This is a genomic window from Rhabdothermincola salaria (assembly GCF_021246445.1).
GTDB lineage: Bacteria > Actinomycetota > Acidimicrobiia > Acidimicrobiales > Acidimicrobilacustridaceae > Rhabdothermincola_A > Rhabdothermincola_A salaria.
In genome coordinates this window covers 65,790-79,021 of sequence record NZ_JAJQXW010000001.1, presented here as the reverse complement: position 1 = coordinate 79,021, position 13,232 = coordinate 65,790, and the positions used below count along the sequence as shown (strand labels likewise).

At 72.3% G+C, this 13,232-nt stretch carries 15 protein-coding genes; 7 read left to right on the top strand and 8 right to left on the bottom strand.

Annotated elements, in window-relative coordinates; translation table 11 throughout:
- Positions 1-7: 7 nt before the first annotated feature.
- Positions 8-1,300: a sensor domain-containing protein gene (locus tag LUW87_RS00375; RefSeq protein WP_346742385.1), complete on the bottom strand. Its 1,293-nt coding sequence runs from the start codon at positions 1,298-1,300 to the stop codon at positions 8-10.
- A gap of 275 nt (positions 1,301-1,575) precedes the next feature.
- Here LUW87_RS00375 and LUW87_RS00370 point away from each other — a divergent pair, with 275 nt between their 5' ends.
- Positions 1,576-2,049, top strand: coding sequence for a nuclear transport factor 2 family protein (locus LUW87_RS00370; RefSeq protein WP_232669093.1), 474 nt, complete (start codon positions 1,576-1,578; stop codon positions 2,047-2,049).
- Positions 2,046-2,813 (top strand): SDR family oxidoreductase, encoded by a 768-nt coding sequence (locus LUW87_RS00365; protein WP_232669092.1) that lies wholly within the window; start codon positions 2,046-2,048, stop codon positions 2,811-2,813. The genes LUW87_RS00370 and LUW87_RS00365 overlap by 4 nt, the downstream gene beginning before the upstream one ends.
- Positions 2,814-3,163: 350 nt before the next feature.
- On the opposite strand, the gene LUW87_RS00360 is transcribed toward LUW87_RS00365, so the two are convergent.
- On the bottom strand, positions 3,164-3,385 hold the full coding sequence (locus LUW87_RS00360; RefSeq protein ID WP_232669091.1) for a hypothetical protein: 222 nt from the start codon (positions 3,383-3,385) through the stop codon (positions 3,164-3,166).
- Positions 3,386-3,472: 87 nt separating this feature from the next.
- Here LUW87_RS00360 and LUW87_RS00355 point away from each other — a divergent pair, with 87 nt between their 5' ends.
- Entirely contained in the window at positions 3,473-5,284 is a 1,812-nt protein-coding gene (locus LUW87_RS00355; RefSeq protein WP_232669090.1) for an AMP-dependent synthetase/ligase, read from the top strand.
- Positions 5,285-5,410: 126 nt separating this feature from the next.
- Here LUW87_RS00355 and LUW87_RS00350 read toward each other — a convergent pair whose 3' ends face one another.
- The gene (locus tag LUW87_RS00350; protein ID WP_232669089.1) at positions 5,411-6,829 is read right to left on the bottom strand and encodes a wax ester/triacylglycerol synthase family O-acyltransferase; all 1,419 of its coding nucleotides are present in this window, start codon (positions 6,827-6,829) and stop codon (positions 5,411-5,413) included.
- A gap of 101 nt (positions 6,830-6,930) precedes the next feature.
- Here LUW87_RS00350 and LUW87_RS00345 point away from each other — a divergent pair, with 101 nt between their 5' ends.
- Positions 6,931-7,812, top strand: a complete 882-nt coding sequence (locus LUW87_RS00345) for an MBL fold metallo-hydrolase (RefSeq protein ID WP_232669088.1) — start codon at positions 6,931-6,933, stop codon at positions 7,810-7,812.
- A gap of 34 nt (positions 7,813-7,846) precedes the next feature.
- The gene (locus LUW87_RS00340; RefSeq protein ID WP_232669087.1) at positions 7,847-8,602 is read left to right on the top strand and encodes an NUDIX hydrolase; all 756 of its coding nucleotides are present in this window, start codon (positions 7,847-7,849) and stop codon (positions 8,600-8,602) included.
- A gap of 42 nt (positions 8,603-8,644) precedes the next feature.
- Here the strand turns inward: LUW87_RS00340 and LUW87_RS00335 are convergent, their stop codons facing one another.
- Positions 8,645-8,869 carry an FmdB family zinc ribbon protein gene (locus LUW87_RS00335; protein WP_232669086.1) on the bottom strand — a complete coding sequence of 75 codons (225 nt, stop codon included), beginning with the start codon at positions 8,867-8,869 and terminating at the stop codon, positions 8,645-8,647.
- Positions 8,870-8,891: 22 nt separating this feature from the next.
- Positions 8,892-9,662 (bottom strand): SDR family NAD(P)-dependent oxidoreductase, encoded by a 771-nt coding sequence (locus LUW87_RS00330; RefSeq protein ID WP_232669085.1) that lies wholly within the window; start codon positions 9,660-9,662, stop codon positions 8,892-8,894.
- Between the two features lie 190 nt (positions 9,663-9,852).
- On the opposite strand from LUW87_RS00330, the gene LUW87_RS00325 reads away from it, so the two are divergent.
- Complete coding sequence (locus tag LUW87_RS00325; protein WP_232669084.1) at positions 9,853-10,686, top strand: enoyl-CoA hydratase/isomerase family protein; 834 nt, start codon at positions 9,853-9,855, stop codon at positions 10,684-10,686.
- A gap of 52 nt (positions 10,687-10,738) precedes the next feature.
- A complete protein-coding gene (locus LUW87_RS00320) occupies positions 10,739-11,164 on the top strand; it encodes a nuclear transport factor 2 family protein (RefSeq protein ID WP_232669083.1) in 426 nt (141 codons plus the stop codon).
- A 52-nt stretch (positions 11,165-11,216) separates the two neighbouring features.
- Here LUW87_RS00320 and LUW87_RS00315 read toward each other — a convergent pair whose 3' ends face one another.
- From LUW87_RS00315 to LUW87_RS00305, 3 genes are read right to left on the bottom strand one after another with little or no spacing between them, the layout of a single operon-like run.
- Entirely contained in the window at positions 11,217-11,516 is a 300-nt protein-coding gene (locus LUW87_RS00315; RefSeq protein ID WP_232669082.1) for a TehB-like domain-containing protein, read from the bottom strand.
- On the bottom strand, positions 11,513-12,268 hold the full coding sequence (locus LUW87_RS00310; RefSeq protein WP_232669081.1) for a TetR/AcrR family transcriptional regulator: 756 nt from the start codon (positions 12,266-12,268) through the stop codon (positions 11,513-11,515). Before LUW87_RS00310 ends, LUW87_RS00315 begins: the two co-directional genes overlap by 4 nt.
- A 35-nt stretch (positions 12,269-12,303) precedes the next feature.
- Positions 12,304-13,209 carry an SDR family oxidoreductase gene (locus LUW87_RS00305; RefSeq protein ID WP_232669080.1) on the bottom strand — a complete coding sequence of 302 codons (906 nt, stop codon included), beginning with the start codon at positions 13,207-13,209 and terminating at the stop codon, positions 12,304-12,306.
- Positions 13,210-13,232: the final 23 nt, after the last annotated feature.

The following is a 13,232-nucleotide window of genomic DNA, read 5'->3' as shown; positions in this document are numbered from 1 at the left end:
GCCTCGTTCAGGCGTCCTCGGGGTCGGTGACCACGACGTAGCGCCCGCGCCCCGCGGCCTTGGCCCGGTACATGGCGGAGTCGGCCAGGGCGACCAACGTGTCGACCTCGTGGCACGACGCCGACGCGACCGCCAGCCCGATGCTCACCCCGATCTCGGTGGTCACCGGCCCGACCGGCACCGGTTCGGCGACGCGCGAGACGAGCCGCTGGGCGACCGCGGTGAGCTGGTCCATGTCGTCGACCCCCTCGACCAGCACGGCGAACTCGTCGCCGCCCACTCGGGCCGCGGTGTCGGTGTCGCGCACCACCGAGTGGATGCGATCGGCCACCTCCATGAGCACGGCGTCGCCGACCGCGTGGCCGTGACGGTCGTTGACCGGCTTGAAGCCGTCGAGGTCGCAGAACATGAGGGCCACCGGTGTGCCGTAGCGCACGTAGCGGTTGAGGGCGAGCTCGAGGCGGTCGTAGAGCAGCAGCCGGTTCGGGAGCCCGGTGAGGTAGTCGTGGGTGGCGAGCTGGCGCAGGCGCCGTTCGGCGTTCTTGAGGTCGGTGATGTCGCGGGCGAAGATCGAGATGGCCCCCGCCGGGTGGGCCTCCCGAGTGGTCCCGACGGGCTGATGGGAGACGAAGCGAGCCGACACCGGGAGCGCCTGGTCGTCGCGGTCGCGGAAGAACAGCTCTCCCTGCCACGCTCCGTCAGCCGCGACCGCGGGCTCGACCACCTCGCGGAAGAACTCGAGGCTGTCGCCGTCGAGCACGTCGACGAGCGTGGTGGTGCGAGCCACTGAGGTGTCGACCCCGAGGGCCCCGCGCGCGGAGCGGTTCCCGTAGGACACCGTGCCGTCGGCCTCGACGACCAGCAGGAAGTCCGAGCCTTCCTCGAGGACCTGGACCAGGCCCTTGGGCAGCGGTGTCGACGGCTCGGCGGCCTCGAAGTCGAAGACCTGGCCGACCAGGCCGGCCACCCGGCCGTCGGCCCCGTAGTACCCGGTGAGGTGCATCGTGACCGGCCACTGACCACGCGGGCCGGAGCCGGTGGACGACACCGCCCGCGGCACGAGGGCGTCGGGACCGGCGACCCGGATCACCACCGACGCCGCGTTGCGGTGGCCGTCGAGGACGTCGGTGACGGCCGCCGCCGCCGAGACCCGCTCGCCGGGGTCGACCAGGTCGAGCAGCTCCCCGCCCACCAGTTCGGGGGGTGTCGCCCCCAGCAGGTCGCACAGGACGGGGTTGGCGTGCTCCAGGAACCCCTCGGGCGACCAGAGGCCCACGCCGATGGGCATCAGGTCGAACACGCCGGGCCGCCATCCCTCGCGAGACGGAGCACCACGGCGCGGCGCACCGAGTGCAGCTCCCCGTCCGTCGTCTCGCTCCATCCCGACCTCCGGGCCCGGCCCCACGTGCGGCGCACGAACGTGCCCGCCACCTTGGGTGACGGTCTCCGGCCCTTTCCTGAGAACAGACTAGGCGGCGACCACGCTGCGTGACCATCGCTCGGGCCGATTCGGTCCGTTCGGCCCAGACGCACGACTCCGAGGCGAGGTCGACGTCCAACCGGTACTGTCCGGCCATGACGACCGATCACCGGGGCGAGATCGAGAACCTCCTGCACCTCTACGCCGAGGCCATCGACGCCGGCGACTTCGCCGGTGTCGGCGAGCTGTTCGCCCATGGCCGCATCTGTGGGCCCGACGGCAGCCCCATCGCCACCGGCGCGTCGGCGGTGACCAAGCTCTACGAGAGCACCACCCGGCGCTACGACGACGACGGGACCCCCAAGACCCACCACGTGATCACCAACCCGATCATCGAGATCGCCGACGACGCCACCACCGCCACCGGCCGGTCGCGCTTCACCGTGCTGCAGGCCACCGACGAGGTACCGCTGCAGGTGATCATCACCGGCGGGTACCGCGACCGCTTCGCCGTCGTCGACGGGCGCTGGACCTTCGCCGAACGGGTCATGGTCCCCACCCTCTTCGGCGACCTGTCCCGTCACCTCCTCATCGACGCCGGCGGTCCGAGCCGCGACGCACCGTCGTGAGCGATCTGTTCGACCTGCGAGGCAAGACCGCCCTCGTCACCGGCGGCAGCCGGGGCATCGGGCTGATGATCGCCCGGGGGTTCGTCGAGGCCGGCGTCGAGGTCGTCATCTCCTCCCGCAAGGCCGACGTCTGCCACGAGGTGGCCGCCGAGCTCTCGGACCTCGGCACCTGCCGGGCGATGCCCGCCGACCTCTCCACCGAGGACGAGTGCCGGCGTCTGGCCGACGACGTGTTGGCGGCCGGCGACGGGCGCCTCGACATCCTGGTCAACAACGCCGGCGCCACCTGGGGCGCACCCATGGCCGACTTCGACGACGCCGCATGGGACCGGGTGCTCGACCTCAACGTCAAGGGCGTGTTCCACCTCACCCGCTTCCTGCGCGACGGCCTCGCCGCGGCCGCCACTGCCGATGACCCCGCTCGTGTCATCAACATCGGCTCGGTCGACGGGCTCCACGTGCCCCTGTTCGAGACCTACTCGTACTCGGCGTCGAAGGCCGCCGTGCACCACCTCACCAAGGTCCTCGCCGCCCGCCTCGCGCCGGACCTCATCACCGTCAACGCCATCGCCCCCGGCCCCTTCGAGTCGAAGATGATGGCCTCCACCCTCGAGGCGTTCGGCGACGAGATCCGCCGCAACGTCCCCCTCGGCCGCATCGGCGAGCCCTCCGACATGGCCGGCACGGCCATCTTCCTGGCCTCACGTGCCGGCCGCTACCTCACCGGCACCATCATCCCCGTCGACGGAGGCCTCTCGCTGTAATTCCTTTGCTCCGGTCGGCAAGCCTCCCTCCGCCGGCTTCGCCGAAACGCGGGACCTGACTGAGGCTCCGTCGCTGGCGCTCCTCCGCCTGTCACCAGCACCAGCTCCCCTCAGCTTCGGGTTCGAGTGGGTTCCGGGGGGTGGCCCGCACCACCGGTTCTGACGCGCGCACGGGAGCGAGTGCGGCTCGGCGACCGCCGCCTGCGATCGACGAAGGGTTCGTCGGTCGTCGGCGGCTGTCGACGAAGCTGCCGCTCCGAGCGACCGAGCACGTCAGGTTCTGGTGCGGGACAGGACCCGCCGGAGCCCCGAGGACCCGACACGGTCGGCGAGGGGAGGCCTGCCCAGCCTCAGGTGAAGAGGATCAGACCCAGCACGCCCAGGGCCAGCAGCACGGCCACGATCACGGCGACGATCAGACCGACGGCCCGGCTGCGGGGACCGGCCAGGCCGAAGTCGACCAGGTCGCGCCGGCTGTGCTCGAGGCGGTAGGCGTCGTCGGCGGGGGTGCCCACCTTGGGCAGGGGGTGCCGGTCCTTGCGAGGCTTCTTGGTCTTCTTGTGGTTGGCCACCACGGGGACCGTAGTTCGCCCATCGACCGTGTTGTTTCGTGACCTCCGCCCCGGGTCGAACGCAGTGGGGATGGGTACGGTCTGGGTGTGGCTGAACATGCGCAGGGCTCCACCATCGTCGATGTCTTCTGGCACAACGCGGCGCGCTACGGGCCCCGCCCGGCGCTGCGCCGCCGCGTGGGCGACGGGTGGGAGACCCTCACCTGGGACGAGTACGCCCGCACCGTGCGCCGGCTCGGCGCCGGGCTCGTCGACCTCGGACTCGAGGCCGGCGATCGGGTGGGCATCTTGTCCAGCAACCGCCGCGAGTGGCACCTGGCCGACCTCGCCGTGCTCAGCGTCGGCGCGGTGACCGTGCCGGTGTACCCCACCAACTCCTCGAGCCAGGTCGCCTACGTGGTCGGCCACTCCGACTGCCGTGTGCTGTTCGTCGAGGACATCGATCAGCTGGCCAAGGTGCTCCTGCGCCGCCACGACCTGCCCGAGCTCGAGCGGGTGATCATCTTCGACCACGCCGACGGCCTCGACCACGACTTCGTGCTCGAGCTCGAGGAGCTCGCCGAACTGGGCGACGACGAGCTGTCCCTGCACCCCACGGTCGTCGACGAGCGCAGCGCGGCCATCCATCCCGAGGACCTGGCCACCATCGTCTACACGTCGGGCACCACCGGTCCGCCCAAGGGGGCGATGCTCACCCACGGCAACATCTCGGCCAACATCGAGCACGTCACCGCGGTGGTGCCCATCGGCCCCGACGACCGCTTCTTGTCGTTCCTGCCCCTGTCGCACATCGCCGAACGGACGGTCAGCCACTTCGGCCAGATCCTGTCCGGGGGCGAGACGTGGTTCGCCCGCAGCCTGGTGTCGGTCCCCGACGACCTGCTCGACTGCCGGCCCACCATCTTCTTCGCCGTGCCGCGCGTCTGGGAGAAGTTCCGCGAGGGCATCCGCGAGAAGGTGGAGGAGTCCCCGCTGCCCCAGCGCCAGCTGGGCGAGCGCTACCTGCACCTCGCCGCCCGCAAGGGCGGGGTCACGGGCGCCGGGGGCACCCTCAGCACGATCGAGACAGCCCAGCACCGCCTCCTCGACGCCGTCGTGGGCCGCCAGGTCCGCTCCGGGCTGGGGCTCGACCGAGCCCGCTTCCTCGTGTCCGGGGCGGCCCCCATCCATCCCGACCTGCTGCGCTGGTTCAAGGGCCTCGGCCTCCCCATCGCCGAGGTCTACGGACAGACCGAGGACGGCGCGGTGACCTCCATCAACCCGCCGGGCGCCATCAAGATCGGCACCGTCGGCCCTGCCGCTCCGGGCGTGGAGGTCTGCATCGGGGCCGACGACGAGATCCTGGTCAAGGGGGCCAACGTCGGCCCCGGCTACTGGCAGGATCCGGCCGCCACCGCGGAGCTCCTCGGCGCCGACGGCTGGATGCACACCGGCGACCTCGGGGCGCTCGACCGCCAGGGCTACCTCAGCATCACCGGCCGCAAGAAGGACCTCATCATCAACGCGGCCGGCAAGAACATCTCGCCCCAGGAGATCGAGACCCGCCTGCGCTACGAGCCGCTGATCTCCCAGGCGGTCGTGATCGGCGACGGCCGTCCGTACCTGACCGCCCTGCTCACCCTCGACCCCGACGCGGTGCGGGAGTGGGCCGCCCACCACGGCAAGTCGATCAACGACGCCGAGGCGATGGTCAGCGACCCCGAGGTGCACGCCGCCATCGCCGCCAGCATCGAGCAGGTCAACGACGAGCACGCCCGGGTCGAGGGCATCAAGCGCTGGAGGCTGCTGCCCCGCGACCTGAGCATCTCGAGCGGGGAGCTGACCCCCACCCTCAAGGTGAAGCGCCAGGTCGTGGCCAACCGCTGGTCCGAGCTCATCGACGAGATGTACGCCGGCTGACCCGCCCCCCCCACCCGCCAACCTGTCAGGAAAGAGCGCCACCCCCCAGCGCACTTCTCCGACAGGTTCGCGGCGAGGGTCCGGGCGGCAAGGGTCCGGGCGGCGGGCGACGAGGGCCCGGGCGGGTCAGAGGGGATCGGCGAGGGCCAGCACGGCCGCGAACTCCTCGACCAGGGCCTGCTGGAGGCGGTCGGGGTCGGGGACCGCCACGCCGTCCGTGGCGATGCCCACGCAGGCGATGCCGATGTGCGACATCAAGGTCACCGACAACGCCGAACCCCCGGGCGGGGCGAAGGCGAACTGGCGCTGCACCTCGGCCCCCGCCAACCACGCCCGGCCCGGCAGGCCGGGAACGTTGGAGCACACCAAGTCGATGTTGCGCAGCATCGAGCCCATCACCGCCGTCGTGACGGGGCGAGGGAGCGCGTCGAGGGCGGCGGCCACCGCGTCGGTGAAGGCGTTGGCCGGCTCGTTCCGCCACCGGCGGGCCAGCTCGCCCAGGCGGCGGATGCGCTCGGCCGGATCGTCGATGTCGGCGGGCACCGAGAAGCGGGCCGGCGTGAACCGGTTGCCCACCATGTCGTCGCCCGCCCGGCGGGCGTTGATGGGCATGGTGACCCGCAGCTCGTCGAGCGCCACGGCGTGATGGACGTGGTAGCGGGCCAGACCCCCGATGACCGCCGCCAGGTAGGCATCGTTGGCGGTGCCGCCCACGGCGTGGCCCGCCGCCCGCAGCTCGTCGAGGGGCACCTCCATGACGTGGAGGCGCCGTGCGAGGCTGCGCCCCCGCATCAGCGGTGAGGCGGGCTGGCTCACCGGGCGGACCAGCCGGCCCAACGAGGGCGCGACCTCCCCCAGGTGGGGCAGGGTGTCGCGAGCGAACGCCGGGAGGGCCCGGGCCGCCCCGACCAACGCCGCCAGGCGCTCACCGGCGGCGTAGAGCGAGAGCTCGGCCAAGCTCGAAGCCGATCGCGGACGGGGTGCCGGACGGTCGGGCGGGGGCATCGCATCGGGCCCGTCGTCGAGGAGCAGCAGCGCCAGCTCGACCCCGCCGACGCCGTCGGTGACCGAGTGGTGCAGCTTCTGGATCAGCGCAGCGCGTCCGTCGGCCAGGTCCTCGACGACGGTGAACTCCCACAGGGGCCGGGACCGGTCGAAGGCGGCCATGGCCGCGGGCTGCGCCAGGTCGAGCACCGCCCGGATGTCTCCCGGCGCGGGGCAGCGGACCCGACGCAGGTGATAGATCAGATCGAAGTCGTCGTCCACCACCCAGCGCGGCGGCCCCAGACCGAGGGGCGGATCGACCACCCGCTCCCGCAGGCGCGGGATGCGACAGCTCACCCGGTCCAGGCGATCCCGGAGCCGTTCCCAGTCTGGGGGTCGGTCGAGCAGAGCGACCGCCACGATGGTCGAGCGCAGCACCGGGTCGTCCTCGATGTCCCACAGCACCGCGTCGGCCGGACCCATGGCGTCGTGCAACCAGGCCCCGCGCCCGGCGGCCGCCGCTGCCGCGGCGGCGTCCACGATGTCTCGATCCTCGGCCACGTCGGCTCCCCGGGTTCGCCCTTTGGCACAGCGTCGCCCGACACCGGCTCGGCGGACAGGGCCGAACGTCATGGGCATGGCGCCCGCCTAGCCTGGCCGCCATGTCCGACCTGCTCGGTCCGATGCCGCCCACCCCCGACGAGGGGCCGGTCGCTCCCGATGCCGGCCGGCTCGAACCGATCGCCCCCGGCGTGTTCGTGTGGTTGGGCACCGACGGCGCCGGCCGCCCGGGCCCCAACGCCGGGGTGATCGTGGAGGCCGACGGCATCACGGTCGTCGACACCCTGTCGGCACCCTCGGCGGCTCGGGCCCTCAACGAACGGCTGAAGGGCTTCGGCGTCCCGGTGCGCCGGGCCGTCTACACGTCGAGCCACGTCGATTCCGTCGGTGGCTCGTCGGTGTTCTGGATGGCGGCCCGCTACGGCCGGGCCCAGACCAGCGCCTTGCTCGACCAGCCCGTGCCGCTCGACGCCTACCGCCGCCTGGTGCCCGCCTACGCCGCCGAGTTCGACGACGACTTCGCCACCCGACCCGTGTCGCACACCGTCGCCAGCGCCGCCTGGCTCACGCCGCTCGTGTGCGCCGTACCCGTCTCGGGCCCTCAGAGCGAGAACCTCGTGGTGCTCGTCCCCTCGGCCGGTGTGCTCTTCGCCGGGGCCGTCGCGGTGTTCGGCACCACCCCCAACGCCTACGACGGCGACCCCGAGGGGTGGGCCGACACCCTCGGCGAGCTCGGCGACCAGGCTCCCGTCGTCGTGCCCGGTGTCGGGCCGGTGGGCGACGCCGGGCACCTCCTGGTCCTGCAGGCGTACCTCTACGCCACCGCCGACGCCGAGGGCGACCCTCGACGCATCCCCGACGGCCCCTGGGACGAGTGGTCGGATCGGGACCTCGACGAGGTGAACGTGGAGCGGGCGGCCCGGTTGGCCCAGGGCGACGACGCGGTGCCCGAGGCCATGCTGCGCCGCCTGGGTCTGGCCTGAGCGGCGTCGGACGGGGTCGCCGTAGGCTGGCGCCATGGGCGACGGAACACCGGCGGAGTCGACAGGACTGGAGGGGCGCTTCGGTGAACCCGGGGGCGAGACCGCGCTGATCCCCGCCGCCACCACGGTGTTGCTGCGCGACGGAACCGACGGCGTCGAGGTGCTCATGGTGCGCCGCAACTCCAAGCTCGAGTTCGCCGGCGGCATGTGGGTGTTCCCGGGCGGGCGGATCGATCCGGAGGACTACCCCGACGGACGAGTGGACACCGACGACCCGGAGGTCGTGCTGGCCGCCGCCCGCCGCGCCGCCGTGCGCGAGGCCGCCGAGGAGACGGGTCTCGCCGTCGACGAGACCACCCTCGTGTGGTTCTCGCACTGGACCCCTCCACCGATCACCCCCAAGCGCTTCGCCACCTGGTTCTTCGTGGCCCCCGCCCCCACCGAGCTGGCCGGGCTGCGCATCGACGGCGGCGAGATCCACGACCACGGCTGGCTGGTGCCCCGGCAGTGCCTGAGCCGCCGCAACGCCGGCGAGATCGAGATGGCCCCACCCACCTGGATCACCCTCGAGCAGCTCGCCGGCCACGCATCGGTCGACGAGGCCCTCGGTGCCCTCGGTTCACGGCCGCCCGAGCACTTCGCCACCCGCTTCGGGCCCGTGGAGGGCGGCATCGTGGCCATGTACCACGGCGACGCCGGCTACGACGACGAGGATCCCCGACGCCCCGGCCGTCGCCATCGGCTCTGGATGGTGGCCGACGGCTGGCGCTACGAACGCGACGCCGACTGAACAGCACAGGCTGGCCGTGAACGGGGGTCCGGGCCGGGTGGCTCAGCCGCAGCCGCAGCCCCCGCCGCAACAGCCTCCGCCCCCACCGACGGGGCCAGGGACCGGGCCGGGCGACGACGATGCACCGACCGAGGCGAACACCGACAACAGCCGGCGACCGCCGGGATGACCCTCGGGGCACGAAGCCGGCGCGCCGGACTCGGCCATGGGCCGACGCTCGGCGTAGGTCACGTCGCAGATGGGGCAGCGGTACTCGTAGACGGGCACGGCCGCAGGATACGCGCAGCTGTCAGTGGGGCACCATGCCGCCGTCGGCGAGGATGCACTGGCCGGTGACGAAGCTGCCGGCGTCGGAGGTGAGCAGCAGCGCCGGACCCACCATCTCGTCGGGGTGGGCCATGCGGTTCATGAGCGAGGCCTCCTTCATGCGCTCCTGGGCCTCGGGCGGGTTGTTGCGCACCATGTCGGTGTTCACCGTGCCGGGGGCGAGGGCGTTGACCCGGATCCCCTTCGACGCGTAGGCCCCGGCCATCGACCGGGTGAAGCTCATCAGCCCCGCCTTGGCGGCGGCGTACATGGCCACGTTGGCCGAGAACAGGAAGGCCCCGGCCGAGATGACGTTGAGCACCGCCGCGTGGTCGCTGGCCTCGAGGTGGGGCAGCGCCTCCTGCACCAGGAAGACCGGCCCTCGCAGGTTGGCGTCGAAGGACTTCTGCCAGGCCTCGGGGGTGTACTCCCCCATGGGCTGGGTGAGGGCGTTGGCCGCGTTGTTGACGACCACGTCGAGGCCACCGAAGCGCTCCACGGTGACGGTGACGAGGTGGGCCAGCGCGTCGAGGTCGTTCACGTGCGTGGCCACCCCGAGGGCCTGTCCCCCCATGGCCGTGAGGTGGGCCTCGGTCTCGGCGCAGGCGTCGGGCTTGCGACTGGCCACCACCACGTTGGCGCCGGCGGCGACGTAGGCCTCGGCCAGCGAGCGCCCGATGCCACGGGTGCCGCCCGTGACGATGACGGTGCGGCCGGACATGTCGAACAACGACTCGAACTTCTGGCGGTCCACGTGGGCCCTTCCTCTCCTGCGTCGACGGCGCCCCGTGCGGGCGCTCCCCCGGCCGACGGATGTCGACGCTACCCCAGCACCGCCCCGCCACCGGAGGGGTCGGGGCGGAGGGGCGGGACCACCATGGATGGTAGGAAGAGGAGACGACGCGCCGGCCAGGGGGCCGCGCCCGAGACGTTCGAGGACGACGATGAGCGACAGCACCGTGGACCAGGACCTGCTCTGGGAGGTCGGCGACGACGGCGTGGCCTGGCTCACGCTCAACCGGCCGGACGCGGCCAACGCCATCACCCCGGACCAGCGCAACCGCACCATCGAGCTGCTCGACGGGGCCAGCACCGACCTCAACGTGCGCACCGTCGTCATCACCGCGGCCGGCGAACGGCACTTCTGCACCGGCGCCGACCTGCGGGTGTCGAAGATCCCGGTGAACCCCGGCCCCGACGACGCCCCCGAGAAGGCCCTCGGCGACGTGGGACGCAACATCAAGCGCGGTGCCCAGCGCCTGATCTCGTCGATCCTCGATTGCGAGAAGCCGGTCATCTGCGCCGTCAACGGCACCGCCGCCGGGATCGGCGCCCACATCGCCTTCGCCAGCGACCTGGTGATCGCCGCCGACAACGCCAAGTTCATCGAGGTGTTCGTGCGGCGCGGCATCACCCCCGACGGCGGCGGCGCCTATCTGCTGCCTCGCATCGTGGGCCTGCAGAAGGCCAAGGAGCTCATCTTCTTCGGTGACGACATCCGCGCCGACGAGGCCCACCGCATCGGCCTCGTCAACAAGGTCGTCGCCCAGGCCGAGCTGCGCTCCGCCACCGAGGAGTGGGCGGCCAAGCTGGCGACGTCGCCCACCAAGGCCGTCGCCCTGTCGAAGTGGTTGCTCAACCGCAGCCTCGACTCGAGCCGCGGGCAGGCCTTCGAAGACGAGGCCTGGGCCCAGGAGATGGCCTCGTACACGCAGGACTTCCAGGAGGGCGTGGCCGCCTTCAAGGAGCGCCGCGAGGTCCGCTACCGAGGCTGGTGACCCGGGGCCGGCGAGACCGGCGGCGCCGCTGACGAACGATCGAGGAGGGACCGTGGACGACGTCGACCGGCTGGTGGCCGTGCACGCCATCACCCAGCTGAAGGCCCGCTACTTCCGGTGCCTCGACACCAAGGACTGGGACGGCTTCGCCGCCGTCTTCGCCCCCGACGCCGTGATGGACATGCAGGACGAGGCGGGCGCGGTGGTCGAGGGTGCCGAGGCGATCGCCGCGTTCGTGGCCGACTCGGTCGACGGCGTGGTCACCGTCCACCACGGCCACATGCCCGAGATCACCGTGGACTCGCCCACCGAGGCATCCGGCACCTGGGCCATGGAGGACCTGCTGCAGTGGCCCGAAGGGGCCCCGCTGGGCTCGATGCACGGCTTCGGCCACTACCACGAGCGCTACGTGTGCCTCGACGGGCGCTGGCACATCGCCCACCTGCGCCTCAGCCGGCTCCGTCGCGACTTCGCCTGAGCAGGCGCCCAGACCCCTGGCTCCGGGCGGGCCGGTCGGGTCGGCAGACCCGTCATGCCGACGGGCGGTGGAACTCCACGGAGAAGACGGCATCGGCGGAGGGCTCGACGTGGTGCTCGGCCTCGGGTGGGATCACCTGGCGCTCGCCCGCCCCGACGGGCCGACGGGCCCCGGTCGCCTCCATCACGAACACCACTGTGCCGGACTCCACCACCAGCGTGCCCCAAACGCCCGGGCCGACCCGATGGGCCCGCAGCAACCCGGCGGGCACGGTGGTGGCGGTGAAGGCCGGGGTGGTGCGCTCCAACACGAGGCCGGCCGGGAGGACCATCGCCGCGAGCGGCTCGCTCATCGTGGGTCGCCGCCGGTGAGCGCGGTGTGCAGGATGCGGGCCACGGTGGCCACCATGGCCTCGCGGCTGATGCCCCGCTGCTCGAAGGTGCCCCGGAAGGTGGTCAGCCGATCGAGCACGGCCAGCATGGCCCCGGCGGTGGCCAGCGGCTCGAGGTCGAGCGGGAGCCGTCCCGCCGCCTGGGCCTCGGTGACCTTGGCCACCATGGCCTGCAGCAACGGTTCGTTGTAGGACCGTCGGACCTGGCGGAACCGGGGGTCACGCTCGTCGGCGCGCAGGTGCATGGTGCGCAGCACCGCCTGGTGCTCGCCCCAGAAGTCGATGTAGGCGTCGACCAGCACCCGCGCTCGGTCGAGTCCGTCGGGAGCCGTCCAGTCGTCGGCGAAGCGTTCGGCGAAGGTCTCGGCGCCGGCCACGGCCTCGGTGGCCAACGCCAGCACGGCGTCCTCGACGTCGGCGAAGTACTGGTAGAAGGCCGCCGGGGAGAGACCCACCTGGCGGGCCACGTCGATCACCTTGAGGTCGAGGGCACCCTGTTCGCTGAGCAGCACGTCGGTGGCGTCGAGGATGCGCCGGCGGGTGACGATGGCGCGACGGCCGATCACCCGGCCGTCGGTGGCCATCACCCCGATGGGCACGGCGTCGGACCGCTCGGGACCGTCGGATCCGTCGGATCCGTCGGATCCGTCGGACCCATCGGGCTGTTCGGGAGGGCCCGCGGCCCCCGATGTCGACGCTCGGCTGGCGGCCACGCGAACCCTCCTCTCGCCCGCCGCGTGCGGTCGGGCTACTGGGTGCCGTAGACGGGTGCCGGGGTCGGGGCCTCGGCCAGCAGGTCGTCGACGACCTTTCCCAGCTCGGACGGCTCCCAACGGGCGCCCTTGTCGACCGGGGTGCCGTGCTGCCAGCCGTCGGCCACGCTGAGCTCACCACCCGCGCACTCGAACATGCGCCCGGTGACGTGCCCGCTCTGCTCGCTGCCCAGCCACACCACGATGGGGCTGATGTTGGCCGGGTCCATGGCGTCAAAACCGGACTCGGGCTTGGCCATCATCTCGGGCATGGCCCCCTCGGTCATGCGGCTGCGGGCCGACGGGGCGATGGAGTTGGCGGTGACGCCGATGCGGCCCAGCTCGGCGGCGATGTTGATCGTGAAGGCGGCGATGCCCGCCTTGGCCGCGGCGTAGTTGGTCTGGGCGATGCTGCCCATGAGCCCCGCCCCCGACGAGGTGGTGACCACCCGGCCGGCGCGCTGGCGGTCGGCCTTGGCCTCGGCCCGCCAGTACTCGACGGCGCGCTTCACCGGGCAGAAGGTGCCTCGGAGATGGACGCGGATGACGGCGTCCCACTCGTCGACGGTCATGTTCACGAACATGCGGTCGCGCACGATGCCGGCGTTGGTCACGACCGTGTCGAGACCGCCGAAGGTGTCGATGGCGGACTGCACGAGGTTGCCGGCGCCGTCCCAGTCGCTGATGTCGTCGCCGTTGACGATGGCCTCGCCGCCCATCGCCTCGATCTCCCCCACGACCTCCTGAGCCGGGGTGCCCTCGACGTCCTGACCGTCGAGCGTGGCCCCGAGGTCGTTGACCACGACCTTGGCCCCCTCGGCGGCGAAGGCCAGGGCGTGGGCCCGTCCCAGCCCGCGGCCGGCCCCGGTGATGATCACCACGCGTCCGTCACAGATTCCCATGTCGTCTCCTCGTTCCTAGTGGT